This window comes from Turneriella parva DSM 21527, assembly GCF_000266885.1.
In the GTDB taxonomy this organism is placed as follows: Bacteria; Spirochaetota; Leptospiria; order Turneriellales; family Turneriellaceae; genus Turneriella; species Turneriella parva.
Window position 1 is genome coordinate 1,286,665 of sequence record NC_018020.1, and the last position, 26,520, is coordinate 1,313,184.

A 26,520-nucleotide genomic window follows, 5' to 3' on the forward strand; every position below is an offset into this window, starting at 1 on the left:
TGGCGACCGTGATTGCACCGCTGTTGCAGGCATACCGCTCGCTGACGCGGTTTGCAACCTGGGTCGTCGGGTTTTATGCAGCACCCCTGCTGCATGTGGTGTTCACGAGCGTTATTGCCGCTGCAGGATTTGCGTACGGTTTTGCGCGCGGTCACCTGCCCGAGTTGAATGTTTATATTACCGAATCTCTGCTGCTCGGGCTCGTGATCATTGTCATTATCGAGGTCTACCTTAACGACGGCTTTCACCGCTTAGGCATAAGGACTTTTATTCCACGCGTGCGCTTCGTCAACAGCATGTTCGAAGACGGCCGCCTGAAAATCGATCGCGAGGTGCGGGATTACCAGAAGCTGCTCAACTACCTGACGGATTTCGGCAAGAACCGGGCACTTTACGGCCCGTTTCATGTGGCCGTCGTCATTGCAACAGTGCTCGTCGCCGAATACTTTTTCGTGCACAGCGGTCACGGAGGTCTCTACCTGCAGACGGCAATTGTCACTCTGCCGATACACGTGCTCTTTGTCTATGTCACCGCAGACCTGCACATGGGCAAGTATCGATCGCTCGTCAAACGGCAGCTATTCTTCATGGGCCATGAACCGCCGAATGAATATTCTATTTCGTTGAAGTTGAAATTCGCGAGCATTCTGCTGGTCATTGCACTCAGTGATTATATTCTTATATCACTGCTGCGCAGTGAGATGGCAAAATCAACGGGGGGATATACCTACATCATCGGTTTTTCAGCCTTTTCGCTGGCTCTGCTCATGGTGCTGACCGTGCTTTTCTTCTCGAGCATCTTCGCGTCGATCAAAGAGTTGCAGCTCGCTGCGACGAGCCTTCAAGAAGGTCATGATCCTGATTTTTATTCGCAGACTTCAGACCAGGAACTCGCGACTCTATCATCGGGTTTCTTTCACGCAGCGCAAAAAGTTCTGAATTACCGCCGCGATCTTGAACAGCAGATACGCGAAGCGACGGCACACCTCAGCGAGGCGAATGCCGAACTGCAACAGAAAGACAAAGAGATCCAGACCGAGCTTGATTTTGCCGCTGAAATTCAGAAAGAAATGATTCCGCACCGGCACGCGCCCTGGAATGCTCTGCAGTTTGGTATTTTGTACGAGCCTATGCAAAAAGTATCAGGCGATTTTTTGAACATCTACAAAAAAGATAAGGCGATTTTTGCACTGCTGGCAGACGTTTCAGGCCATGGTGTGCCTGCGGCTCTGATAACGATGGCGGCCAATGACGCATTCGGCGCCGCGATTCGCCACAGTGAGTCACCCGCAGCAGTATTCAGAGAAGTCAACACACAACTGAGCGAACAGATCAAGACACAAGATTACCTCACGGCTTTTCTCGTGCGTATCGACGACAAACTGCGCATCACCTACGCCAACGCTTCGCACCAGAAAGCGCTACACTACCGGCGCAAGCGCAATACCATTGAAGCCTACGACACTAACGGACTCTTTATCGGAGCAATGGCCGATGCAACCGACACGTACGAAGAGAAAACGTCTAAGTTGGAATACGGTGATATGCTGGTAATTTTCACCGACGGTATCACTGAACAGGTCAATGAGGCCGGAGAAGAATTCGGTCTTGCGCGATTGCAAGAAATTGTGATGCAAAACCATGAACGCTCGGCGCAGCAGATCGCCGACGCAGTGCGCGATCAGCTGCACAGCTTTGCGGGAAGCTCGCGTATTCGTGATGATGTTTCGATGCTCATTATCAGCGTTCACCCACAGTACCGGCAATTCATAGAAAAATTCAACGAGACTGTTGGTGCAATGAAAAAGCGCATGGTCACCGATTCTGCCCGCCTGCTCGAAGACTTGTGGAAAATGTATCCTGAATTTCCCGCGCTGCCGTTTCTTTCTGCCAGAATATATTACCAGCTGCAAGAGTACGAGTTGGCCGAAAAGCACGTGAAGCTGCACCTCGAGAAAATCCCCGGTGATGTGCGCGCCACGCAGCTATTGGCCGCGATCGCGATCAAAACTGGCAATCGGTCGCGCGCTGCAAATCTGGTGAACCGTCTGACAAAAGCCAATGCCGAAGACAAAATTACCCAGCACCTGAGCAAGAAGTTGCAGTGATGACGATTCGGGTGGTTCTTCGTTCGCTTTTTCTGGTTCTGGCCCTCGGGGCCTGCCAGAACAAACGCTCTTTTCAAACTGCAGAAAAAGGTTCTATTGACCTGTCTCAGGCTCAGTTTGACGACGGTTCCGTGTATGAACTCGATGGAGAATGGGAGTTCTACCCAAACCGGATTCTGCCTCCGGAAAGTCTGAAATCCCACCTAGCTGCGAAGCGGTTCGCACCCGTGCCGCTTAGCTTCAATCGCTATAGCGACCTTACCCTGCGTTTACCTGCAGAAGCGAGTGCAACTTACCGGCTGACGCTGACTTTGCCGGCGCAGATCGCCAGTTACACCTTTCGGTTTCCCTCAGGGCAGACTGCCTCGCGCTTTTTCGTGAACGGCCACAGCGAAGTACAAAACGGCATCGTATCAGAACTCATGGACCAGGTTCGACCGGGGTCGCGCATGCGCTACGTTCAGCTACCACTGGCGGGAAAAACAGAAATCGTCGTTCAGGTCAGCAATGCCGACTCGCACCGGGGAGGTATCAATCGTTCGATCAGCGTGGCATCGGTACGCGCGATGGACCAGTTCAGGCTAAAAGCGCTGATGCTCGATATCGTGGTCAGTGTGGCCCTGATGACTTTCGCCTTCTACCACATTCTGCTGTTCTTACTGCGCCACCCTGAACCATCGTCGGTGTATTACGGCATCTTTTGTCTGCTCGTGGGCACGAGCCGCCTTTTTGTGGGCGAACAGATTTTTGACGACGTTTTCACCACTGTTCCATGGACCTTACGCTTACGGCTCGAATACGTTGTGAATCTTCTGGATGCTGCATTCTTTATCATTTACATTCGAACTTTTTACGCGCAGCTGGGTAACAAACTTGTCTTCAGACTATTAGTGGGCATGTCATTCGTCTTTGCCTCAGCGGCAATATTGCTGCCGCAGGGTATCGTTCGCTATTTGCGGGAACCTTTTCAGCTGGGCATTGCGGTGATGGCTCCGTTTGCGCTGTACTATCTCGCGCAGCTGGCCTGGTTGAACGTTTATGGTGCACGCGTCCTGACAGTCGGTGTTTTTGCCATTGCAGCCGCGTTCTTCAATGACGCGCTGAGCGGTGCTGAGGTCATATCGACCCCGACGATATTCTCGATTACGATTCTGGGATTCACATTTTTACAGGCTATTCTGATTTCGGGGAAATCAGTTTCGCTTTTTTACGAGAATGCCGAGCTGTCGCAGAAGCTGCTGCGATCAGATAAACTGCGCGACGAGTCTCTCACACAAACTTCGCAAGAACTGCGTACTCCCGTGCAGGCGATGGTGCAAACGGTAGAGAACGTCAGGCGGGGTGTGGCCGGGGCTGTCAGTGAACAGGTGCAGCGCACGCTGTCGGTCATCGAAGAGAACGGTCGCAGACTTATGTACCTGATCGACGACCTCACAGATTTTGTCCGGTTGAAGCACAGCGATATTCGCCTCAACATGCAGACTGTGGCTCTGAAGAAAATTGTGCACCCTATTCTGAAGCTGTGTCTGGGTTTGTCAGACAACAAGCAGTTGGCGCTGATCGACGAAATACCCGAAGGTCTGCAAGATATACACACAGACCCGGCCCGACTGCAGCAAATTTTGCTGAACCTTGTGAGCACGGCTATTCGCTATTCGCACTCGCCGGCGATTACGGTGAAACTGGGCACCATGCACGGCCAGCTGGCGATCAGCGTGCTCTATTTCGGCAGCGACCCCGATGCGCGCTTTTCAGAAGTGAATGATTTGCCCAACGGAGATGTGGGCCCTCTGGTGACGCAAAAACTTGCACAGCTTTTGGGTGGGCACTATCACTACCAAAAACTGGCTGAATCGCACCACGCTTTAACGGTCACTTTGCCTTATCAGCAGATGTCGGCACTCGAGGTCTTATTGGCCGGCACCCATGCCCGCACCGAATACCGAAAAGGAAATGAAGATTCAACCCTGTCTCTGCCTGAACGGGGCATCGACGCTGCAGCAACGCCCGGTGGCAAAGTTCTCATCATTGGCGACAACGTCAGCCAGAACCGTCTGTTACAAGACCAGCTGGCGACGTTAGGCAAAGAAAGCCAGATTGCGAAAAATGGCGCCGAGGCAATGCTTCGACTGCAAGACAGCGAAGATATTGCTCTCGTCATCAGCGATGTTCTGCTGTCAGATGTTTCGGGTATTGAGCTTGCCATGAATATTCGCGCGAGCTTCGACATCGGCATTCTTCCGATAATACTTTTGATCGACAATAACCAGGCCGGTGTTGCTGCCAGTGCTTTTTCGGCGGGGGTGAATGACCTGATTCGCAGGCCGTTTGAAAAAGCAGAAGTGGTCGCGCGCGTGCGAAACGTACTCTTGCAGCGCGAGGCGAGCCTCGCCCGTGAGAACTATCGTGCGCTGAACCGCGAACTCGAAATCGCGCGTTCGATTCAAGAATCGATTTTACCGCGGGCAAACCCGGGCAACGAAAATTTTCAGATCGAGGCAGTCTGCCTGCCTGCGCGCAGCATAGGCGGTGACTTCTACGATTTTCTTGAAGAAGACAGCTTTATCGGCGTGCTAATCGCCGACGTCGCCGGGCATGGCATACCAGCAGCGTTATACGCGGCGATGCTCAAGATCGCGCTGCATAACCTGCGAGACCAGGCACGGTTTCCCGAGAAGCTGTTGAAGAACCTGAACGACGTGATGGTCGAAAGGGGCGAACGCACTTTTATCAGTTGCGCCTATACGATGGTGGATTTCAAAAACCGAAGGTTGCTGCACGCCAATGCAGGCCACCTGCCGCTGCTGCTGCAAGAGCCCGGTAAGAAGCACGTGAAGCGGGTGCACCCACCCGGTGGGGTTCTCGGTGTCAGAAAAGCCGCAGCGATCACTGTCGAGATGCAGCATTTTCTGCCAAAGACCAGATTGGTGCTATTCACCGACGGCGTCATCGAGCTGACGAATAAGGCGGGCAAATTCTTCGAAGAGGCACGACTGGTCTCGCTGCTCGAAGACATGCGAGAAGAACCCATCGTTGCAGTGCGCGATCGCCTACTGGCTGAAATGCGCGGCTTCTCTGAGGGCGGCACCTTTCTGGATGATGTGACCTTCATCATTATTGACCTGTAGTGGGCGCAGCATTTTTTTCTGGACGCGATCATTGATTTTGTGCGCGCGTAACCATGAAACTATCTATCCACATTGTTGCGGCGCTACTCGTCGCCGGGGCAGCTTACGCTAAAGGCCGCATGACAAAGAGTGATGGCCTCGAATACGAGGTCGTCAAAGAGGGCAAGGGACAAGCCGTGATCTCTGGCCAAAGGGTGCAGGTACACTACACTGGTTGGCTCAATGCCGGTGGGGGAAAAAAGGGAAAGGTCTTCGATTCATCGCGTAAGAAGAACCGTCCGTTTGTTTTTGCCCTGGGCGAAGGTCATGTCATTCGGGGTTGGGATGAAGGTGTTGCTGGTATGAAGCGCGGTGAGAAGCGCATATTGTACGTGCCGGCGATGCTCGGCTATGGCCCGAGGGGCGCCGGTGACGCCATACCCCCGAATAGTGATCTCATATTCGAGGTCGAGCTGCTCGATTTTGAATAAAACCTTCGCAGGTGCACTTGCTTCAGGTCAACGGAGACAAGGCCGAAATTCGATTGACGAACAGTGTAAAACTTGTCGCGATTTGGGCGTACAAATATGTTAAAAACGGAAATTACGAAAGAAGGCACTGGCGCGGTAGCCGCTAAGGGCCATAACGTCAGGGTGCACTACACCGGCTGGCTGAATGCTGCGGGCGAGCGCGGCAAGAAATTCGATTCGTCTGTTGACCGCGGCAGTCCATTCGTGTTTGGTCTTGGTCAGGGGCAGGTAATTCGCGGGTGGGATGAAGGCGTCGCCGGCATGAAAGTCGGTGAAAAGCGAACCCTGTTTATACCGGCCGATATGGGGTATGGCTCGCGTGGTGCCGGCGGGGTCATACCACCCAATGCCGATCTGATTTTTGACGTCGAGTTGCTCGGCATCGATTGACAACCATGACGACCACGAGAAGCATCTTACCCTGCCTCGCAGTGACGATGCTTCTGGTACGCTGTTTTGGTACAATCGTCGTACCACCGGTGACGATTACCGGCCAAAAGACGGCAACGGAACGGCAGATTATCGGTGAACAGACCGAGCTCGAAAAAGATGTTTGGATGATTTCATCGGCAAAAACTTCTGAGCATGCCGCGCTGGATGCGAAACCCAAAGAAATACGCAACAGCATGGAACAAGAAAACGCGAATACATACCGCGCGTTTCTCAAATTTGATCTTTTTTCGGCGCATTTGGCGCAGCTCAAGAAAGACCGCGTGGTGGGCGAAACCAACAAGGGCTTTGTGGCCAATCTATTGCTCGAGAATGCCGAAGTGCCTGCCGAAGCCAAGAAGAAATATGACTCTGAACTGGCCGACGAACCCGATCTTGGGCGCCCTTATCGTACTCTCATTCAGACCGTGAAAGAGATCAATGAGGCACGCGTTCTCGCAGCGCGTGGTTATGTCGAGAGCCAGAAACGCGCAAACAAAGAATTCAAGGCTACTGAGAAAGAGATACTCGCGTCACAAAAGAATAAATACCAGCAGTCTGCCCTGAAGGGCGAAATGATACAGGCAGACGACGGCAGCTGGGCGGCCAAAGAATAATCATATGTCACAAGAAGAGCGCCGGGTTAATGTCGAACTCATGGGTAAAACCTTCACCATTAAAGGTGATGCCGACCCTGAGTATATGGCGAACGTCGCAAGCTATGTTAACGCCAAAATTCTCGAGATGAAGAAGCTCACGTCTAACGACCAAACGAAGATGTTGCTGCTCACCGCTCTGAATATTGCCGACGAACTTTTTCAGGCCCGGCGCGGCATACAGGTGGCGCCGGCTGAAGCGCAGCAGATCGAAAAGCGCACGCAGGCCCTGCTGCGCATGCTCGAAACCGGGCTCGTCGGTCAGTTCACGCCGACTCGCGACGAATCAGATCTCTAAAATCATTACTGCTGGCGGCCTTCGATAACCTGAAGCAGCACCACTGCAGCAAGGCCCAGGCGGCGATCAAGTTTCTTGCCAGAATCAGCAGAAAAGTCGACGCGCATCTGCGGCACAAACGGGTTCCATGTTTGTTTAACTTCACCTACAGCGGTTTCACCCAGAGTAAAATTAAACTTTTGAGGAATTATATTCGCGAGATAACGGCGCACGAGCGCGAGAATCCAGCTGTCTTCTTGAATTTTGCCGATGACCTGATCTTGCGTGTCGAGAATTTCCCAGGCGTCCATAACAAATGACGACATCATGCCTTTTCTGCGCAGAGCACCAATCTTTGCTCCCGTCGCGGCATCGGTGACATCGTACGCAGCGCTGAAATCAAGAATGCTACGCGCATTGACTTTGAGCACGGGGCGTGTCTGTGCTTCATCAGCGAAAATGGTGATGTCTTCTTTAAGCTTGAATGCCTTCTGCTTCACGTAAAGCAGCAGGTTCTCGTTCGATTCATCGAAAATTCTTATAGTGTTGCCGAAGAGCTTGAAGAACTTTATTTTGGCAAAATACGTGTCTCTCTCAAAAGGATTCATAAGACCTCCGGGTTGCAATGATGCGTGCCGATTTCGATTATTTCTTATACTTACCGAGCAATCTGTTCAGTTCAAGCATCAGGCCATCAAACCCTTTTTCTTTGAGTACTTTGGCGAATTGCGAGCGATAGGTGCTTGAGAGCCGAACACCCTCTACCTCGAAATCAAAGACCAGCCATTTGCCGTTTTTTGAGTTCATGGAGTAGTTGACCTTCGCCATCTTGCCCTGGTACTCGAGCAGGGTAAAGACCGTTGCGCGCTGTCCCTTGATCTCTTCGCCCTCGAACTCAATTTTATTGCGGTTGTACTTGTCGATCTTATCGAGATAGAATTCAAGAACAAAGCGTGCAAATTTTTCATTGAAAGATTTCTTCTGGTCGTCGGTTAGTTTCTTGTAGTCACTCTTCAAGGTATTCGAACCCAGCTTTTCGAAATCAAAGTTGGCTTCATAAATTTCAGAAATCGCCGCACGCTTGTTTTTTTTATCTTTCTTGCTGTCGAGAATCTGCAGCACCTCGCTGACTGCCTTTTTGAGGTCTTGCTGCGGGGTACCAGCGCTCAGAATCGTCGTTGCGTATAGAAACGTGAATGTGAGAAATCCACCTTTTGAAAATATGTTCATCTAGTCTGCTACGTTCTTTCGCGTATTCTGTAAATAAATATCGCGCAGAAAAGCGTACGGGTCAATTGAGTCTTTCATCAGGTTGTCATAGGCATCGGGGTCGAGCGAGGTTTGGTTCACTGCGCGCACCGAATAGGTGGTGGCAATGATCGCACCCTGAACCCAGATATTTTCAGGTTGAATATAGACCGGCACGATGACAGCCTGCGGCTGCAACATCAGATCACCGGCGAAACCAAAGGTGCCTCGAACGGTACGCGGTCCGATAAACGGCCAGACAATGTATGCACCTTCGGAAATACCCCATTTACCCAACGTTTGGTCGCTGTCTTCGACAGTCTGGTCCAGTGCGAAAATTTCACGCGACGCATTGTAGACACCGAGCCCGCCCATCGTGCCATTAATCGCAAAACTCAGCGTCTCTTTACCAGCACGCGCGAGCTTTGCCTGCAGCAGATTGTTGATCAGTCTGCCCGGCGTGTAGGCCCAGGTGATAAAGTTGTCGAGTCCGACGCGCAGAAAGCGCGGGGTGATGAAGTTCCAACCGCTCGCGAGCGGGTAGATGCCATAGTGAAAGAAGAAATCGTTGAAGGCGTGTATCTTGCGGTTGTAACCCTCGTACGGGTCGTGCACCACGAGCTCAGGCTCGCTGTCAGCATCGTCATCAGATTGCTCGCCCAAGGCGGCAACATTTGCAACAGAGGGGGATTTCTCAAGCGGCGAAGCCTTTTGCTGTGACGACGAGCATTGCACACACCAGACCGAGAACAACAGCAGCACGATGAAATGCAGACGCACAGACAGCGATTCAGACGAATGCGGCCGACCGTAAATCAAAAGCCGACTGGGGCTGTGCAGCCCGAACTCTAGCTACCCTGTAAGCCACCACCTCTCAAATAGTTTTCAGCCTGTCTCGACGGCTCGTGCTGGTGCCAGTGCAGAACGCCTTTACCAACCCCCTCGTCGCGCTTCACGAAGTGACGTTGTCGCTCTTGACGCAAGACTCGAGTGAACAGCTCTTGAACGCCCTGCTCGACCGGGCCGTCGAATTCACAGGAGCCGACTCGGGCACGATTTCGATTCTTGACGAGTCGCGCAAATTTCTCGAAATTAAAGCCTTTCGGGGCTTTGAGCAAGATTTGCCGAAAACCGTAAAGCTTAAGATCGGCGAAGGTGTTACCGGCCGCTGCATCGTCACCGGAAAACTGCGCAACGTGGGTGATACAGCCCAGGACAAGTATTACATCGCCGTCAGACAAGATATTCGTTCAGAACTGGCCGTACCACTCAAGGTCGGCAACAAGAACTTTGGCGTAATTTCGGTCGATTCGAAGCGACTCGATGCCTTCAACGCCGAACATGAAGAATATCTACAGATGCTCGCTGACTATGCGGCACAGATTTTCACGACGACAACCTCGGTTGAGTCACTGAGCCATCGCACACACCTGCTTGAGGTTCTGTTGCAGATTAGCGGTGCACTCGGCAAGTATGCCGACATAAAACTTTTTTTTGAAGAGGTTATTCAGGTACTTGCAGAGAAGCTCGGCGTGAGACGCGCCGCGATCTATCTCTACGACGGCGTTACCAATGAACTCGCCGTTTCAGCCTCTCTCAACTATTCGCCTGAAGAAATTCAGCGCGGCCGCTACACACCCGGTGAGGGGGTAACGGGTAAAGCGTTCAAGCAGCGCAAAGCCATCGCGATCGCAGATATTTCGCAAGATAACCAGTTTCTGAATAAGACAGGCCACCAGCGCGAAGAGGTCATGAGCTTTTTCGCTGCGCCATTCTTCGAGGGCGGTGAACCCCGTGGTTCGACGGCGCTCACCACAAGTGGCGTCTTCGACATGGAAATCAAGTTTCAATCGCAATCACGGTTTGAAGATCATTCGTTTCTGGCTCAGATTCTTTCGTCACTCTTTGGCCAGGCGCTGCAGATTGAGAAGCTTGTGCAGCAGAGCTCGCGCGAGACAAAAGAAGAAAACATCATTCTGCGCCGCCAGCTCAAAAGCACTTTTGAATTTGAAAGCATCATTGGTGCACACCCGCGCATGGCCGAACTTTTTGCGCGCATGAAAATGGCGGCCGACTCGGCAAGCGCCGTGCTCGTGACGGGTGAATCAGGCACAGGTAAAGAGCTCATCGCGAGCGCGCTGCACCAGAACAGCATTCGCTCGGCAAACGCGCTCGTGAAAATCAACTGTGCAGCGATACCTGCAGACCTGCTCGAAAGCGAACTTTTTGGTTATGCACGCGGCGCTTTTACCGGTGCCGTCGACGACTATAAGGGCAAAGTTCTTTCGGCACATAAAGGCACCCTGTTTCTCGATGAGATTGGCGAGCTCGATCTGAAATTGCAGGCGAAACTCTTGCGTGTACTGCAAGAAAAAGAGTTTTCACCGCTCGGCAGCAACAAGGTGATCAAGGTTGACGTGCGTATTATCGCCGCGACGAATGCAAACCTCGAGCAGGCAGTGAAAGATAAGACCTTTCGTGAAGACCTGTTTTACCGGCTCAACGTCGTGCGGCTGTCGATTCCCCCGCTGCGCGAGCGCCTGACCGACCTGCCGCTGCTGATTCAGCACCTGCTCGAGAAAATCTGCGAGCGCAACAACAAACCCGCGATGGGGCTCAACGAGGCCGCACTGCAAAAGCTGCAGACATATGCTTTTCCCGGCAACATACGCGAGCTCGAAAACATTCTTGAACGGGCCGTGGTACTCAACAGCAAGAAAGAAATCGATGCAGGCGATATTCAGCTGGGCGATGGCCTGGTAACGGCAACACCTGCAACGCCGGCGGCCGGGCCGGCAGGGTCGTTCGACCTGCGCTCATACCTCAAAGAGGCGGCGGCTGACGCGGCGCCAGGGCAAATTTTTGATACCGTGGTCAATGCCGTAGAGAAAGAATTAATCCGCATTTTGCTAAACCAGAATCAGTTCAATAAGAAGAAGACTTCTGAAGCCCTCGGTGTCAACCGCGTGACGCTCGACAAGAAGATACAGCAATACGGCCTTTTTGAAATTTAGATTTCGAAATCCCCATGAGGATTTACCCCGCAGGGCAGCCATACCCCGTGCGGCGCGATTTTCGCTCGACCCCGAGACAGAAATTGGCCGATACTTGAAGAGGTAACATGGCCACCAAGATTGTCGTATTTGAGCCCGATGGCATTTACCGTACCATCATCGAAAATATTCTGCTGAAGAATAACTACCAGCCGTATTTTGTCGAAAACTCTGCCGAATGTAAGGTGGTCGTCGATGAAGTGCGGCCCGAAATTATCATCGTCGACACCAAGGCCGCCAAACCGCACGACTTTCGCCTGCTCGCAGACCTCAAGGTGCTCAGCAAAGCCCCGATTGTTCTGACGACCGACGAGAACGTCGACGACTACATGACTGCACTCAACAGTAAGAACATTACGATCGTGCTACCCAAGCCGATTAAGAGCGCCGAGCTCTCTCGCGTGCTCGATAACCTGCTCAGCGTCGATGCCCGGGTTTGGTTCGGAATCCACAACTACATTCCAGAACTCAGAAAACTGAGAAAGATAGAACTCAAGAGATCAACGCAGGTGCGTACGTGTATCAAGACGATTCTCACCGAGATGCGCGCCTGGGGCTTTAACTTCAGCCAGGAAACCGAAATGGACCTCGTCTGGCAGGAGATTCTGATCAACGCCGTTTACCATGCGCACGGCTATACGCAGCAGAAGAAAGACCGCGTCGCCATCGAGCTGCCCGACCCCTACCGGGTAGAAGTTGCCTACGGGGCGAGCGAAAGCGCTTTCGGTATTGCGGTGAGAGACAACATGGGCACGCTGACACCGCGCATCATTATTGAGGCGCTCAACCAGACGATTGAGCAGCAGCGCATGATCATGAGGGCCGCCGAAACCGGCGACGATATCTCGCAGGTGCTGCTCGACCGCGGCCGTGGGCTCGACCTCATTCGCCAGCTTTCGGGCGAGTATTATTTCATAATTGACCCCGGTGTTTCAACCGAAGTTATAATCATCTATGATCGATATTACGAAAAAGACGACGCTGTCGGCTCTCTCAAGATATTTGATCTTTCTTATCATCTCAGCACCAGCGCTTCAGCTTAACGGCGCCGACAAGGCTGGCACGAGCGGCACGGCAAAAGAACCGATACCCGTCACCTTCTCGGGTCTGCGCGACGAACGCACGGCGACAAGCTGCCTCAACGCGATAAACCGCAACAGACAACGCCAGCTGGTGATTCCCGAAAAAGGCGACGGCGACTACCAGATTGTGATCGAAAAGAAGCGTCCGGGTTATCAGGTGCGCGTCGAGCGTATGGGCACTGCCCTCAAAACCGGACGGGCCCTTTTCGATTATGAAGTCTGTATTGCGGCAGCCGCCATTGCGCGCGAAGCAATTGCCGACGAATAAAGTCGTAGAATCGTCGTTCTTACCGTCAGATTTGCCATAGGGTTAAAGAATGCCCTTTTGCCATTATTTACAGGTTTTTGAAGCAATATGAAATACTCGTTATTTTTTCTCGCGCTTGCGGCGTCGGCCCCACTTTTCGCGCAGGCGACACCCGCGCTGCCTGCCACTGTCGCCACGATCGAGCCACCTAGAGGATGTACCGCCGAACTGCAGGGAAATCGCCCAAAGGTCTATATTGCCAACTTTTACGTAACTTACGGCAAAAAAGATATGGGCAAAGCCATCGGTGACTTCATCGCCGAAAAATTTGAAGCCGACGGCCGTCTCGAAGTCATCTCGCGCAGCATGATCAACGAAGAGATGAAAACGCTGCTGAACAACAAGAAGCTGAAGCCCGAAAAGTACCTGGCACAGACGCTCGCCTATGCGGCTGGCAAAAATGCGGATTGCGTAATCTTTGGGCGCATCTCGAAGAACAAAACCAAAGTCTCATTTCTCGTGCGCATGGCTGCAGTTGAATCGGGCGAAAATCTGCGCAAGGTCGATACCGAGGTTGAAGTCTCCGAAGCGCTGAAATTTCTGGAAACCGTCGGCGACTCATTCGTCACCTATTTCAAGACGGCGCCACCGAAAGTCATAGCCCAGCCCGTTGAAAAAGAAGAACCCCGCGCGAAGCCAAAAGGGTTTTATGCAGCAACATCGGGCATCGGGCTCATGCCCTATGGTTTCGTCAAAAACGGCTTCACCTATGCAGCTGGCGGCAGCGCCGAATTTGGGCACAAGGGTAAGTTACACAAAGATATTTTCTTCGGCGTCAACCTCGAGTACCTGCACTATATTCCCAAAGACGAAACTTTTGTCAGCCTTTATGGCGCGGCAAGTTATGGCCTTGCGGGTTATGAATACCTCACATACGATTGGCTGCACTTTCAGCTCGTGCTCTACGGCGGCTACCAGTTTGGCCGCCTCGTCGGCGCGGTCGAAACCGTAAACTATGGCTATGGCATGTTCATGGCAGGCACGCGCGCCGTGATCGACTTCAACAATAAATTTTCGCTGACACTCGAGCCACGCTACGTGCTCGCGATCGCCGGCACAACCATGATTCACTCAGCAGCCGCAAGTGTCGGCTCACTCTGGAGGTTCTAATGCGCAATGTGAGGATATATACGGTACTGCTGGGTTTAACTCTGCTCATGGCTGCCTGCACCTCATACGAAGAGGCGTTCAACCGCAACCTCGACAGCACTGGCCTTTACGTGACTAACTCCTCATCGAACAGCGTGTCGCAATTTGCCGCCGACCCCAAATCAGGCATCTTAAACGATCTCGGCACTGTGCCGGCGGGAACCACGCCAGTCTACGTCGCCGTCAACTCCGCAGGCACATTTGCGTATGTCGTGAACAGCGGCAGCAACGATGTGTATGTTTATTCGATCAATAAGAAGACGCGCAAGCTCGCGTTCACCAGTTCGGTAGCGACAGGCACACTGCCGCGGATGATTGGGCTACATTCGGGTGGTAAATTTGCGTATGTGGTGAATGAGACAACGGATAATATTTCTAGATACTCAATTGATTCAAGTACTGGTGCGCTCACTTCTATAGGGACAGTAGCCGCCACAGGGGCGACGACACCAAGAGCAATTGTAGTTCACAAGAATTTGATATTCTTGGCCGACGCAGGTGGTACGCAAGTGCGCCTCTACAATATCGATAGTACGACTGGAGCCGTAACCGATCACTCTGCTCTCGGTGGGGATTTGGCGTCAACGTCATGCGCCGGATTATTTCATATCAGTTCAGGGAATGCGCCATATGTTTACTTGCCGTGTGCTGATGGCAATATTGAATATTTTCCCGTTTCCGGTTGGCCGACATTTCCATCGACAACAATCTCATCAAAGGCAACCATAGCGGCGGGTAACACAACGTCGGCAATTGCGCTGACCGCAGATCAGAGCGCTGCGTTTGCCTCCAACAGCGGCGCGGCATCTTTGAGTGCCTACACATTGTCTAACGGTGTGCCAACAGCAGCAGGCACGATATCCACCTGCACGACGCCCGGGCAGATGCTGATCAACAGCTCGGGGTTCGGCTATCTCGTCTGCAATGGTGACAACACGGTGCGCGCGTATTCGGTATCGGGTGCGAATCTTTCACTCATCAAGAGCTATCCCGTGGGTACCGCACCGACCAGCATCGCGGCTTATTAGGCCGCGAGCGGAAACATGAAATGCACCAGGCCCGCTCGCGGCCACCACTCTTGCGGCTTGAAGTTGCTGAAGGTGTATGTGCGTAAGGTGGGTATTCCGAGTGTGTTCATTGCGCTGCATCGTATTTGTGCCCAGCGTTTGATACCGCGCCAGAAAAGGGCGTAGTCACTTACTGACCTTAGGCTATGTTTTTCCATAGCTATGCGCGGCAGATAGAGCCATAGCGCCAGACGAATAAATGCCGAAACGGTGATGCCTAACCTCATCGCAGCCATTCGAATCAAAACCTCATCTTCTCCGTACAGGCACACCACGTGCCGATGTTTAGTCGGCGTCTGACGCATATCATCCCGAATCTGATTCAAGACATTTGTATATAAGGCTAGGCAGCGCAAATTCTGCTGCTCTGCCAGACGAAAGACGCAATACCGTGTTATCGTCGAATAGGAGCATCGCCGCAATTTCGCGAGGCTTGCCAGACTTTGCCACAACTTCTGAGAAAGGTGCACCTCCCAAAGATTTGAAATCTTGGCCGGTTTATTTGTCAAGAAAGCAGGTTGTTTCGAACATTTCATAGATCCTCTAATAGATAAATACCAGAAAACCCCGAGATTTTCTCATCCGAATGCAATTTTTTCCTAGCTATGGAAATCCGCAGCCATAAAATTGCATTTTCGCCCTGTCTCGATTGCTCATGCGAATCCATGGATTACAAAGCCGCCGGCGTCGACACCCAATACGCGCACAAACTAATCCACAACCTCAAAGACCGCATCAGCGCCACGCACAAGGTTCCCAATGTCGGCGAAGTCGTCGGCCAATACGGCGGTTTCGCGGGCCGTTTCACCATGCCGCAGATTCCAGGTTTCGACGTCGTCGCCACCACCGACGGTGTCGGCACCAAAACCCAGCTTCTGCGCCGCTTTGACTACCTCGATGGCATCGGCCAAGACCTTGTCGGCATGTGCGTCAACGACCTCTATTGCGCAGGCGCAACCCCCGCATTTTTTCTCGACTACATTGCCTGTGGCAAGCTCAGTGAATCATGGTATGACCGAGTACTGGGCAGCATCACCGCAGCCTGCGCTGCAACGCCGATGGCGCTGATGGGTGGCGAAACGGCTGAGCACCCAGGTGTTATGCCCGATGATGATTTTGACTTAGCCGGCTTCGCAGTGGGATTTATCCCGAAAGACCGCCGGCTCCCCGTTCCAGAGCTGCAACGAGAGGGTGACATGCTCATTGGTCTGCCATCCAGTGGCCTGCACTCCAATGGATATTCTCTCGTGCGCAAGATATTTGCAGCTATGGAAAAACAGAGCCCGGCAGAATTTCAAGCCATAACTGCCAATCGTAAAGAGCTGATCGCCTCCTGGCTCACCCCAACCCGCATCTACAGAGAAATTCCGGCGCTCTTGCAGTCTGCCACGATCAAAGGCATCGCCCACATCACGGGTGGCGGCATTCATGAGAACCTGCCACGGGCGATCGTCGCGGGCCTGGCTGCGGAAATCCATAGCCCAGAGCCGTTCAGGCTCGCTGCGGCGCCTGTGCTCGAGAAATACGTCGAGCGTGAGAAACTCTTTCACACGTTCAACATGGGCACGGGGTTAATCCTCATCGCTGAAGAAAACCAGTTACCGGCGATAAAACAGCACTACCCCGACGCAGCGGTTATGGGCCATCTCGTTAAAGGCAGCGGCGTCGCGTTGAAGCTGTAAGCCACGTCTTGAATCGTGGTTTACACCCGCCGCGTTCGCCCCGCTTACGCGTAAGATGAAACAAACTCAAACTCTCTTTTTGGGGGCGACCGTTGCCCTGTTGGCGCTTGTCGCATGCGGCAAACCCGACGTCACCTCACCCAAAGGCAAGGCCAGCTACGCGATTGGCTATCAGGTCGGCCGCGCGATGAAGGCGCAGGGTATAGAAATTGATGTAGCAACGCTTTCTGCGGCGATCACCGAAACGATGGCCGGCAAAGAGCTGCGCATGAACGAAGCTGAAATGCGAGAAGCAATACAGGCGCTTTCGGCGCAAAAGGGTGCGGGCGGCGACCCGGCAGCAGCGGCGCAGAATACGGCAAAAGGCAAAGAGTATCTCGATGCAAACAAGGCAAAACCCGGCGTTCAGGTTACGGCTTCTGGCCTGCAATACAAAGTCATCAACGCGGGCAGCGGCCCGTCGCCCAAGGCAAGCAGCACGGTTAAGGTACACTACCGCGGTACATTGATCGACGGTACTGAATTTGACAGCTCTTACAAGCGCGGTCAGCCTGCGGAATTCGGTGTGGGCCAGGTCATCAAAGGTTGGACAGAAGCATTGCAGCTGATGAAAAAAGGGGCCAAGTACCAGCTGACAATCCCGAGCGAGCTTGCCTATGGCCCGCGTGACAGCGGCACGATTCCGGCGAACTCGGTGCTGAACTTCGAAGTCGAATTGTTGGATTTTAAGTAGTCATTGCCATAGGTGCGCTTCGCGCACCTATGGCCTTCTTACCACGCGAAACCCGCGATAGGCTGAGGGTTGGTGCGGGCCGGTAGTACCGCGCGCGGCGGTACCAAATTCACCAGTGTAACCACCACCCCGCACATCTTTGATGTCAGTACCACTGGTCGGTGACCCGAGACTATCTGCATCCGTGTAAGGTGATGCAGTCGTATACGCACCGTTATTCCAATCCCAAACCAATTCAAAGACGTTGCCACTCATGTCATGTATGCCCAGGGCATTGGCTGGTTTGAGCCCTACCGGTTGTGTGGCAGTCGTTACCCAACCAACCAAGGCTCTCTCTGCCGCATCGACAATCGTGTCGGCATTCGTATCTTGCCAACCGCTGGGTGCATTTCCTGGCATGAAAGTCGTGCCATCGATATATCTGGCAGCATACTCCCATTCTGCAGCTGTGGCCAGCCGATAGCCATTAGCCGACCATCTGACATAAGGATTATCTATCCCACCGGCGGTCTTCGAGGCGCCATCAGGCGCCAGATTTCCTGCGGGTGATATCTTGATGGGCGTCGTGAAGGCGGCATCTGAATAATAGATCGGCGTCAATCCACCTTTCTCCGAGGCGGCGTTGCACCAGACGATCATATCACGCCATGTCATATTTGAGGCAGGGTGCGTATTCGGGTGCCGCCCGCAGAACCTGGCTGACCATTATTGGCAAAACTATAGGTATTTGCGATTGCCCAAAGACGAACAGTTTCCCAATCAGAGTAAATGACTTCGTACTTGCCGATGGCGAATGATGAAATCGAGGCCACGGTATGCACGAGAGTTGCCAGCCCCGCCCACCCCCGACTAAACCCAGTCGTATTCGCTGGCACGCAGATCATCGAAAACGCATCGCCTGCAACGGCCGATCGACACACGGCTAAAGGGTCGACGGCTGCGGCGCTGACATCCCAGAATTTTCCCCAACTGTTGTTCTGGCAGTTCAGGGTTAGTAAGAGCGACAGGTAGGTAAATACGATCGGCCGGACAAATCTTGCGTGCGGCATGGGCTGCATTTCTTTGGGCCCGCTGCCTGTCGAGAGCATCGTTACCATACCCTGTTTGGCAATGAGGGGCTGCGCCGCAGGTCGCCATTTTAGACATTTCAGGGCCAAGCTGAAACAACGAAATTCAGGAAGAGCGGGCTTAAGCCCGTTCATGGAGCGATTTTCGCTTAGAAAATCGCGGAACTTGTCCTGAATTTTGTTGTTTTACGAGCTGCCACGCAGCCCCATGTATTAGCATGCGACATAATATGACCAAAGCAGAATTTCTGGCAAGAGATAGCGGCAGAGCTTACAGCGCCATGATGCGGCTCACGGGCTTGAGACCCGTAACGATCAACAACTATGCGCGCCGCGTGAGCGTCGTCGCATCAGCGCTGCGCAAATTACCCGAAGACCTCACGAGCGATGATGCCGAAGAATTCATCAGGCGCGCAGCGGCGACTGGCGTTTCAAATATCAACGCCGCGACGACCTGCGTCGCGCTCAAATTTTACATTTCGCGAACGCTCAAGAAGCCATGGCACCTCACGCTGTTTCCCCGCGTGCACCGGCACCGTAAACGCCGGTCGAGACCGTTGACGCGTGACGAGATTCGGCAGCTGCTCGACCGCACGCGCCCGGGCCGGTTTCGAATTCTGTTCGCGCTGATCTATGGCAGCGGCCTCAGGCTCGGTGAGGCCTGTCGGCTCAAGACCGCAGATGTGGATTTCCATAGCTATAAAGTCTATATCCGCGACGGCAAGGGTGGTCGCCACCGCGAGACGGTTCTTTCCCGTACTCTGGCCCCTGACCTCAAGAACTATATTGCTGACCGCCGGCCCGGCCCATGGCTATTTCCCTCGAGCCGCACCACCTATGAAGCGGGCACACTTTTTCCTGTTCCGAAATGCACACAGGCCATTTCAACGCGCTCGGTGCATCGCGAATTCGACATCGCGCGCGGCAGACTCAACCTCGCCGGCCTCGTGACCGTGCATTCACTGCGCCACTCATTCGCAACGCACCTCGTTGAACTCAGCATGCCGGTGTTTTCGGTGCAGCGCCTGCTCGGTCACCAGTACTTGAGTACAACATTAGGTTACCTTTCGTCAATGGAAGCGCCGGTTATTCGCGACTTTAGCCCTCTTGACCGTCTGCGCGGCGAGCATCGCGCACCTGAATAAGCTGCGCGACCACACTCACTGCGATTTCAGCAGGTTCGCTTTTGCCCAACGGCAGACCGATCGGGCAGGTGAATAGATCCGCCTGATGAGCATCTACCCCCGCGGCGATCAGTTCTTTCACAAGCACAGCCCGTTTGCTTTTGCTGCCGATGGCACCGACGTAAGGGAACTTCTGTTCACGCTTCATGCACTCGAGCAGCACCGGAAAGTCGGTTGCATGGCCTTGCGTCATCATGAGCACAAATGTCTCCGGGGCAAGGCTATGGATTTCCATAGCTGGCGCCTCACGCAGCCTGCGCTCAAGCTGCGGTGACTCAGGCAAAGATTCGAGCCAATCTTGCCTCGAATCGATACAAACTATGCGGCACGTGAGCGGCAACAGAGCCGCAACCACTGCCTGCGCTACATGGCCTGCCCCGAATATGGCAATCTGCCAGTCAGCCGCTCTGTAGGTTTCAAAATACAGCTTCACGCGGCCCCCGCAGGTCATGCCCACATCTCTTTCCAGGTGCCAGTCAACAAACACAGTTGTGGATTTATTAGTTAATAAATCCGCCGCTGTCTTGAGGGCCAGAGCCTCAACTTTGCCGCCGCCAATCGTGCCGTAGATTAGCCCATTTGCGTCACACAGCATTTTGGCGCCCGATTCTTGCGGTGCCGAACCGAGAGCCTCGGTGAGAATGACGAGCACGAAAGGCCGGCCCGATTCGAGAAGTTCATGATGTTTTTGCCAGAACATGAGGGGTTATTTACCCATTGAGGGCTTGCGCCCTCAATGGGTAATTTTTTCCATGCACATCAAAATCTCTTCATTGGTCGCTGGCAGTTTCAAATCTGCGGCCTCACGCGGTGACAAATACGAAAGCGCATTCTTCACCGCGCAGAAAACCGCCAGCCCCAGCATCAGCGGTGGTTCAGCCACGGCCTTCGATGAGCGAATGTTAAAGTTATGCAACTTGTTATCGAAAAACTCTAGCCGCAGGTCGTCAGGTATGTCTTGTATGCTTGGTATTTTGTATGTCGTGGGGGAGTGAGATAGCAGCGCGCCTTTTTCGCTGTATTTGAGCTCCTCAGCTGTCACCCAGCCGATACCCTGCACAAGCCCGCCGATGAGTTGCCCGCGGTCGATACCCGGATTGATCGATTTGCCGATGTCCATCAGAATATCGAGCCGATCAATGGTGAGCGCGCCGGTGAAACGATCGATCGTCACCTCGGCAACGCAGGCACCATTGGTGAAATAATAGAATGGGCTGCCTTTGCCCGTCGCGTAGTCGAAGTCGAGACCGGGCGTTGCGTAGAAGCCACGCTCGCCCATCGAGATACGCTCACGCCAAGCGCGCTGCGTCAGTTCGGCGAAGGGCATTGTCTGTCCCCCCTCCCCCCGCATGCGGGGGGAGGTTGGGAGGGGGGACACAAATACGTGACCCTCCCGAAACTCCACAACCTCAGGCGCCACACCCCACAACCTCGCAACATATTCCGTGAGCCGACCGCGAATCTTGCGGCATGCGACCGCTGCTGCATTACCGTTGAGGTCTGTACCCGCCGATGCAGCGGTCGGCGCGGTGTTGTTTGACTTCTCGCTCGAAGTCGGCATCACTTTCACGTCTTCGAAACGCACCCCGAGTTCATCGGCGACGATCTGTTGTATTTTGGTGTAGAGGCCCTGGCCCATCTCGGTGCCACCCGTCGAAACCTGCACCGTACCGTCTGTGTAGACGTTCACCAACGCATTACCCTGGTTTAAGAATTTGGTGGTGAATGAAATGCCAAACTTGACGCCAGTCATCGCGAGGCCTTTGAGTTTGCCGTGTTGTCCCCCCTCCCAACCTCCCCCCGCATGCGGGGGGAGGTGCCCGTCAGGGCGGAGGGGGGACATAGGCGAAGCCGGGAGGGGGTTGGGGGCGAGGGCAGCCGCATTCTTCTTAACCACCGCCTTCCGCCTCTCCGCATAATCAGAACTTTCATACAGCTGCGCGAAAAGCTCTGGCAGTACATTGTTCTTCACGCTCTGCCCGTAATGCGTCACGCCGGTTTCGCCCTGGTACAGATTGCGGCGCCGCACCTCGTATGCGTCGAGTCCGAGTTTCGTGGCGACATTCTCCAGAATATTTTCAATCGCAGCCACTCCCTGCGGCCCGCCGAAACCGCGAAACGCAGTGTTCGACGGCAGATTGGTTTTGCAGATCGTACCGGTCGCGCGCAGGTTAGGTATGTCATAGCAGTTGTCGGTGTGAAATAGTGTGCGTGACAGAATCGAGGTTGAGAGGTCGGCAGTGCAGCCACCGTCAGAAAAATAATCGATCTTGAGCGCCGTTACACGGCCATCGGATGAAAAGCCGACATCATAAATTGCCTTGTACGGGTGACGCTTGCCCGTCACCATCATGTCGAGGTCTTTGCTGAACTGGCAGCGTGCAGGCCGTTTCGTCTTTTGCGCGACAATCGCCGCCATGAGCGCAGGCATCACCGCCTGCGTTTCTTTGCCGCCGAAGCCGCCGCCCATGCGCTTGCAGATACACACAACCTCGCTGTGCTTAAGGCCCAGCACTTCAGCGACAACCTTCTGCACTTCGGTCGTGTTCTGCGTCGACGAATAGACGGTGAGGTCATTGCCCTCGCCGGGCACGGCAAACGCCGCCTGTGATTCGAGATAGAACTGTTCTTGGCCACCGATGATGAATGTGCCATCAAGGCGGTGTGAGGATTTCTCGAGTGCTGCATCCACATCGCCCTGTTCCATCTTGATCGGTGTGGTTAAGAATTTCTTTTTCTCAATCGCCGCATCGATCGAAAGTATCGCGGGCAATTCGCGTAGTTCAATTTTAACCGCCTGCTTTGCCTGCGCAATTCGCTCATGCGTTGCTGCCGCTACGACCACGATCGGCTCGCCGATGAAGTGAACATGCGTCTCGGCCAGAAACACCTCGTCTTGAATAATCGGCCCAAAAAGATTCACGCCACCGATGTCTTTGTAAGTGAAAACGCAAACGCCCGGTATCTTTGCCGCAGCCGAGACATCGACGCTCAGAATCTCAGCGTGCGCGAAGCTGCTGCCTACAAAATCGACAATGAGTTCGCCCGCCATGCGCGGCATATCGTCGATGTAATGCGCCTGCCCGGTGACATGACCTACCGCCGATTCGTGTGGGTGAGAGGTGCCGACTGCGCTCATGTCCCCCTCCCAACCTTCCCCGCAGGCGGGCCGCTCGGGCGGGCAGAGCCTGCGCGTGCTGAAAGCGCAGAGGGTGACTCATGGTAGAACTTCAAAAACAAATTCTTCACCAATGCCTTACGAAACTCGGCAGAACCGCGCACATCGCTGAGCGGCGAGATTTCGGCTGTCGCAACCTGCCCCGCCTGCGCGAACGTAGCTGCTGTCCACTCGCTGCCGACGAGCGCCTTCTCGGCTGAGCGCAGGCGCACAATTGTTGCGGCGACGCCCCCGGCAGCGAGGTGCGCCTCGGTGATTTTGCCTGCCCGGGTTTTCATGTGCAGACCGAGGGTAACCGTTGAAATATCGAGGTCGCGCCGCTTCGAGACTTTGTACAGCCCGACGGCTGCATCGGCTGCGGGCAGCGGTAGAATTATTTTCGTGAGAATTTCATTGGGCTGAAGGTCAAACCGTTTGTAGCCGGTATAAAACGCATGGATCTCCACCTCGCGCGAGCCGGTAATCGATGTCAGCTCTAGCTTTGCACCGAGTACATAGAGGCAAGGCAGCGAATCGGCAATGGGTGACGCGTTGATAATATTGCCGCCGATTGTCGCGGCATTGCGAATCTGCTCGGCAGCGAAAATTTTGAGTATTGCATAAAGTTCGGGCAGACGCTGCTCTGTTGCGGCCAGCACATCTGACCAATTTGCCGCGGCGCCGATTTCGAGAGCCTGCCCAACCTGCTTCACGCCTGCTATTTCATGCAGGTGCGCGATGAACATGACTTGTGTCAGCAGAGATTTGCCTTTGTTGTGTTGCACACCGAGGTCAGTGCCCCCGGCGACAATCTTCAGTTGCGGCATCGCCGCGCGCAGCTTCAGAGCCTCAGCGAGGCTCTGCGGTTTGAAAAACAATTCACCGCCCGCGCCCGTAACCTTGACTGAATGCGAGGCGAGCACGTTAAATTCCCTTTCGATGCCCGTGCGATCGAACCGTTCAAGCAACTTTGGTGACGACCCGCCATTGAGTGCAAGACCCGCTTTCACAATAGCTTCATAGCCAGTGCAACGGCAGAGGTTACCGGCTAGCTTGTCTTTGATACACGAGGCATCTATCGCCCTCTGCCCTTCGACGGGGCTCAGGGCGCGCTCTTCTGTCAGGTGGGCGAGTGCCATGACAAAACCCGGCGTGCAGAAGCCACACTGCGAGCCGAAGCATTCGACCATCGCCTTTTGCGCAGGGTGCAGTTCGCCCTGCGAAGAGATGCCTTCAACGGTGATCACGTGGCAAAGATCGAGCTGAAAGAGAAATTGTATGCACGAGTCGATAATACGGTATTCGAGTTTGCGGTCGGCATGCATGGTTCGACCGGGCTCACCAACCAGCCAGCCGAGCATGACTGTGCACGCCCCGCAATCCCCCTCGCTGCACACTACCTTGGTACCGGTCATGCCCTTGCGGTAACGCAGCCACGTTGAAAGCGGCTGAAATACCTGGCTTCCCGAAACTTCGATGCGTTCGTTGTTCAGGTAGAAGATAACGTTTTCGCGCGTCGTTGCCATAGGGCGTTCAGGTTACACTATGATTCGGCAATCACAGCGGGCAATTGAATTTCAGCAGGTTTGATGCCAAAGAAAAGTACTACAGCAATTCTGCAAATCTGCCGATCGACAAGCATGCTGCCCCGTTTTAATACCCTAATACTGCTCGCCGCCTCATTACTGGCGTTTGGCGCAGGTATCGCTGCAATCGACAGCGCGTACAAAAATGCGCCCGATACCGATCTGAACCTTGAAGACCAGGCGCTCGATGCACAGATTCGAGAAGAAGTGAAGAAGATCGAGAAACTCGACGCACTGCGCAAGCTAAACTCTCTGCAATTCTCGCCACAGAACACCAAGATCAGCGTGTCAGCCAACGGCGAATGCCTCGAAATCAACGGCCACGCCGAAAACCAAGAAATGCCGCGCGCAAAGTCGGCACCCGTTGACTACAAGGTGCAGAGCATGCAGGTGTGCTTTACGGGCGGCAAACTGGCACGCATCGAGTCGGCCTTTACCACTGTTTCTCTGCGCACACGCGAAACCAATGCGAATCGGCTGGTGCATATAAACCCGGCAGCGGCAACGCCCAATGACATCATCATTTCACGGGTGCTGAATGAGCGGGCGGCACCACCGCTGAAGGTGGGCGATCTTGAAAACAGCAAAGTAAATCCGCTTCGACTGTCGTTCAAGCGCGATTATTATTTACCACACCTGAGAAACACTCTCTACAATCTGCAGCTCACCTATGACTGGCACCGCCGCGCCGGCATCAAGGCGAACGGCAAGGTTGTGCAACAGTACATCAACCGCGCTGAAAACTAATCGATTTCACCAAGATTAGCCTCTTCGACCAAACTTCTTGACCGGCCATGAGCCGGCGATGACTGCTGCGCTCATGGAATCTTACGTGCTCGAATGGCTACAGCTCGGCGTGCGCTGGCTGCACATGATCGCCGGCATTGCCTGGATAGGCGCGTCGTTCTATTTCGTTTGGTTAAATAATAATGTCAAAAACCCATCGCCTGCCGGCGATGGGAAATCGGAGCCTGAGGGAGTGGCTAACGCCACTCCCTCAGGCTCCGAAAGCTTTGACGGAGAATTGCATGCAATCCATGGTGGCGGGTTCTACCGCGTGCAGCGTTACGCACTCGCCCCCAAAGAACTGCCGCACGACCTGCACTGGTTTAAATGGGAGGCCTACACCACCTGGCTTTCGGGCATCTCGCTGCTCGTGCTTGTCTATTACCTGAACCCGCAGGTTTATCTGATCGACGCGAATGTGGCAAAGCTCGAAAGCTGGGTCGCCATCAGCATCGGTGTAGGATTTCTCATCGCAGGCTGGCTGGTTTACGATTTGCTGCAACGCTCGCCATTGGGTAAAAGCCAGCTCGCCTTCGGTGCGGTCTTTTTCTCTCTCGTGATCGCCGCGAGCTATTACCTCTGCCACACGTTCGGCGGCCGCGCGGCGTATCTGCACATCGGCGCCATGCTCGGCACGATCATGGTCGGCAATGTGTTCTTTACGATAATACCCTCGCAGCGTGAACTCGTGAACGCCAAAACAGAGGGACGCCTGCCGAACAAGAAATTCGCCGAAGCCGCTAAGAACCGTTCGCTGCATAATAACTACATCACACTGCCCGTGCTTTTTATCATGATCAGCAACCACTACCCGATGACGTTCTCGCACGAGTACAATTGGGCGATTCTCGGTGCCATCTCATTAGGCGGCGCGCTGATTCGGCACTGGTTCAATCTTCGGGGACAGGGTAGAGCCGCGCCTTGGCTTTGGGTGATGAGTGTTGTTGTCTTTATTGCGGTTATCGTTCTGACCGCGCCCAAGCGCAGCGTCGCCCTTCGAGCGCCTCAGGGCGACGCGACGACCGTCGCCTTCGCCGAAGTCGACACTATCATCGGCAAGCACTGCCGCGGCTGCCACGCCGAGAAGCCAACCGATGCGGTCTTCAAGATTGCCCCCAATGGCGTCAAATACGACACCCCGCAGCAGATCAGCGCAATGGCCGTTAAGATCAGGCAAAGGGCCGTTGAAACCAACTCAATGCCGTTCGGAAACAAAACGAACATGACGCAGGCCGAACGCGAGCTGCTCGGCAGGTGGATTGACCAAGGGGCGAAAGTCGAATGAAGTTGCCCTCACCCCCGACCCCTCTCC

The 26,520-nt window shown here is 54.0% G+C and carries 25 protein-coding genes; 16 read left to right on the forward strand and 9 right to left on the reverse strand.

Features of this window, described 5'->3' with window-relative positions; translation table 11 throughout:
* The first annotated feature begins 8 nt into the window (after positions 1-8).
* From TURPA_RS06155 to TURPA_RS21535, 6 genes are all read left to right on the forward strand, one after another.
* The gene (locus TURPA_RS06155) at positions 9-2,108 is read left to right on the forward strand and encodes a PP2C family protein-serine/threonine phosphatase (RefSeq protein WP_157210418.1); all 2,100 of its coding nucleotides are present in this window, start codon (positions 9-11) and stop codon (positions 2,106-2,108) included.
* Complete coding sequence (locus tag TURPA_RS06160; protein ID WP_014802430.1) at positions 2,108-5,236, forward strand: SpoIIE family protein phosphatase; 3,129 nt, start codon at positions 2,108-2,110, stop codon at positions 5,234-5,236. The genes TURPA_RS06155 and TURPA_RS06160 overlap by 1 nt, the downstream gene beginning before the upstream one ends.
* Before the next feature lie 119 nt (positions 5,237-5,355).
* Positions 5,356-5,706 carry an FKBP-type peptidyl-prolyl cis-trans isomerase gene (locus TURPA_RS06165; protein ID WP_041949027.1) on the forward strand — a complete coding sequence of 117 codons (351 nt, stop codon included), beginning with the start codon at positions 5,356-5,358 and terminating at the stop codon, positions 5,704-5,706.
* Between the two features lie 96 nt (positions 5,707-5,802).
* The gene (locus tag TURPA_RS06170; protein ID WP_014802432.1) at positions 5,803-6,135 is read left to right on the forward strand and encodes an FKBP-type peptidyl-prolyl cis-trans isomerase; all 333 of its coding nucleotides are present in this window, start codon (positions 5,803-5,805) and stop codon (positions 6,133-6,135) included.
* Positions 6,136-6,140: 5 nt separating this feature from the next.
* Positions 6,141-6,791: a DUF1318 domain-containing protein gene (locus TURPA_RS06175; RefSeq protein ID WP_014802433.1), complete on the forward strand. Its 651-nt coding sequence runs from the start codon at positions 6,141-6,143 to the stop codon at positions 6,789-6,791.
* 4 nt (positions 6,792-6,795) lie between these two features.
* Positions 6,796-7,128 (forward strand): cell division protein ZapA, encoded by a 333-nt coding sequence (locus tag TURPA_RS21535; protein WP_014802434.1) that lies wholly within the window; start codon positions 6,796-6,798, stop codon positions 7,126-7,128.
* Between the two features lie 5 nt (positions 7,129-7,133).
* Here TURPA_RS21535 and TURPA_RS06185 read toward each other — a convergent pair whose 3' ends face one another.
* The 3 genes from TURPA_RS06185 to TURPA_RS06195 are packed head-to-tail and all read right to left on the reverse strand — an operon-like array spanning position 7,134 to position 9,135.
* The gene (locus TURPA_RS06185) at positions 7,134-7,715 is read right to left on the reverse strand and encodes an LURP-one-related family protein (RefSeq protein ID WP_014802435.1); all 582 of its coding nucleotides are present in this window, start codon (positions 7,713-7,715) and stop codon (positions 7,134-7,136) included.
* Between the two features lie 37 nt (positions 7,716-7,752).
* A complete protein-coding gene (locus tag TURPA_RS06190; protein WP_014802436.1) occupies positions 7,753-8,337 on the reverse strand; it encodes an MlaC/ttg2D family ABC transporter substrate-binding protein in 585 nt (194 codons plus the stop codon).
* A complete protein-coding gene (locus tag TURPA_RS06195; protein ID WP_014802437.1) occupies positions 8,338-9,135 on the reverse strand; it encodes an MlaA family lipoprotein in 798 nt (265 codons plus the stop codon). It lies immediately after the preceding gene.
* A gap of 137 nt (positions 9,136-9,272) precedes the next feature.
* Between TURPA_RS06195 and TURPA_RS06200 the strand changes: the two genes are divergently transcribed.
* From TURPA_RS06200 to TURPA_RS21540, 5 genes are all read left to right on the forward strand, one after another.
* Complete coding sequence (locus TURPA_RS06200; RefSeq protein ID WP_053332135.1) at positions 9,273-11,369, forward strand: sigma-54-dependent Fis family transcriptional regulator; 2,097 nt, start codon at positions 9,273-9,275, stop codon at positions 11,367-11,369.
* A gap of 107 nt (positions 11,370-11,476) precedes the next feature.
* Entirely contained in the window at positions 11,477-12,451 is a 975-nt protein-coding gene (locus tag TURPA_RS06205; RefSeq protein ID WP_014802439.1) for an ATP-binding protein, read from the forward strand.
* Entirely contained in the window at positions 12,411-12,758 is a 348-nt protein-coding gene (locus TURPA_RS06210) for a hypothetical protein (RefSeq protein WP_014802440.1), read from the forward strand. The genes TURPA_RS06205 and TURPA_RS06210 overlap by 41 nt, the downstream gene beginning before the upstream one ends.
* Positions 12,759-12,845: 87 nt before the next feature.
* A complete protein-coding gene (locus TURPA_RS06215; RefSeq protein ID WP_014802441.1) occupies positions 12,846-13,907 on the forward strand; it encodes a hypothetical protein in 1,062 nt (353 codons plus the stop codon).
* A gap of 8 nt (positions 13,908-13,915) precedes the next feature.
* Positions 13,916-14,974 carry a lactonase family protein gene (locus TURPA_RS21540; RefSeq protein WP_169314406.1) on the forward strand — a complete coding sequence of 353 codons (1,059 nt, stop codon included), beginning with the start codon at positions 13,916-13,918 and terminating at the stop codon, positions 14,972-14,974.
* Here the strand turns inward: TURPA_RS21540 and TURPA_RS06225 are convergent.
* Entirely contained in the window at positions 14,971-15,549 is a 579-nt protein-coding gene (locus tag TURPA_RS06225) for a hypothetical protein (RefSeq protein ID WP_014802443.1), read from the reverse strand. The two genes, TURPA_RS21540 and TURPA_RS06225, sit on opposite strands and share 4 nt — an antisense overlap.
* A gap of 129 nt (positions 15,550-15,678) precedes the next feature.
* On the opposite strand from TURPA_RS06225, the gene purM reads away from it, so the two are divergent.
* Complete coding sequence (gene purM, locus TURPA_RS06230; RefSeq protein WP_014802444.1) at positions 15,679-16,695, forward strand: phosphoribosylformylglycinamidine cyclo-ligase; 1,017 nt, start codon at positions 15,679-15,681, stop codon at positions 16,693-16,695.
* A 55-nt stretch (positions 16,696-16,750) separates the two neighbouring features.
* Positions 16,751-17,428, forward strand: a complete 678-nt coding sequence (gene bamJ / locus TURPA_RS06235) for a BamJ family beta-barrel-assembly machinery protein (protein ID WP_014802445.1) — start codon at positions 16,751-16,753, stop codon at positions 17,426-17,428.
* Positions 17,429-17,455: 27 nt separating this feature from the next.
* Here bamJ and TURPA_RS06240 read toward each other — a convergent pair whose 3' ends face one another.
* Both TURPA_RS06240 and TURPA_RS06245 read right to left on the reverse strand, forming a co-directional pair.
* Positions 17,456-18,082 (reverse strand): formylglycine-generating enzyme family protein, encoded by a 627-nt coding sequence (locus TURPA_RS06240; RefSeq protein WP_014802446.1) that lies wholly within the window; start codon positions 18,080-18,082, stop codon positions 17,456-17,458.
* Positions 18,079-18,630 carry a hypothetical protein gene (locus tag TURPA_RS06245; RefSeq protein WP_014802447.1) on the reverse strand — a complete coding sequence of 184 codons (552 nt, stop codon included), beginning with the start codon at positions 18,628-18,630 and terminating at the stop codon, positions 18,079-18,081. The genes TURPA_RS06240 and TURPA_RS06245 overlap by 4 nt, the downstream gene beginning before the upstream one ends.
* Before the next feature lie 83 nt (positions 18,631-18,713).
* Here TURPA_RS06245 and TURPA_RS06250 point away from each other — a divergent pair, with 83 nt between their 5' ends.
* Positions 18,714-19,640 carry a tyrosine-type recombinase/integrase gene (locus TURPA_RS06250; RefSeq protein WP_014802448.1) on the forward strand — a complete coding sequence of 309 codons (927 nt, stop codon included), beginning with the start codon at positions 18,714-18,716 and terminating at the stop codon, positions 19,638-19,640.
* Here TURPA_RS06250 and xdhC read toward each other — a convergent pair.
* Genes xdhC through TURPA_RS06265 form a run of 3 tightly spaced genes read right to left on the reverse strand, consistent with a single transcriptional unit; the run spans position 19,594 to position 24,362 of the window.
* Positions 19,594-20,379: a xanthine dehydrogenase accessory protein XdhC gene (gene xdhC / locus TURPA_RS06255; protein ID WP_014802449.1), complete on the reverse strand. Its 786-nt coding sequence runs from the start codon at positions 20,377-20,379 to the stop codon at positions 19,594-19,596. The two genes, TURPA_RS06250 and xdhC, sit on opposite strands and share 47 nt — an antisense overlap.
* Positions 20,380-20,412: 33 nt before the next feature.
* The gene (locus TURPA_RS06260) at positions 20,413-22,818 is read right to left on the reverse strand and encodes a xanthine dehydrogenase molybdopterin binding subunit (RefSeq protein ID WP_014802450.1); all 2,406 of its coding nucleotides are present in this window, start codon (positions 22,816-22,818) and stop codon (positions 20,413-20,415) included.
* Positions 22,815-24,362: a xanthine dehydrogenase small subunit gene (locus TURPA_RS06265; RefSeq protein ID WP_014802451.1), complete on the reverse strand. Its 1,548-nt coding sequence runs from the start codon at positions 24,360-24,362 to the stop codon at positions 22,815-22,817. The genes TURPA_RS06260 and TURPA_RS06265 overlap by 4 nt, the downstream gene beginning before the upstream one ends.
* 114 nt (positions 24,363-24,476) lie before the next feature.
* Between TURPA_RS06265 and TURPA_RS06270 the strand changes: the two genes are divergently transcribed.
* Positions 24,477-25,169: a hypothetical protein gene (locus TURPA_RS06270; protein WP_041948354.1), complete on the forward strand. Its 693-nt coding sequence runs from the start codon at positions 24,477-24,479 to the stop codon at positions 25,167-25,169.
* Positions 25,170-25,206: 37 nt separating this feature from the next.
* Positions 25,207-26,493: a urate hydroxylase PuuD gene (locus tag TURPA_RS06275; RefSeq protein ID WP_217157635.1), complete on the forward strand. Its 1,287-nt coding sequence runs from the start codon at positions 25,207-25,209 to the stop codon at positions 26,491-26,493.
* The last annotated feature ends 27 nt before the right edge of the window (positions 26,494-26,520 follow it).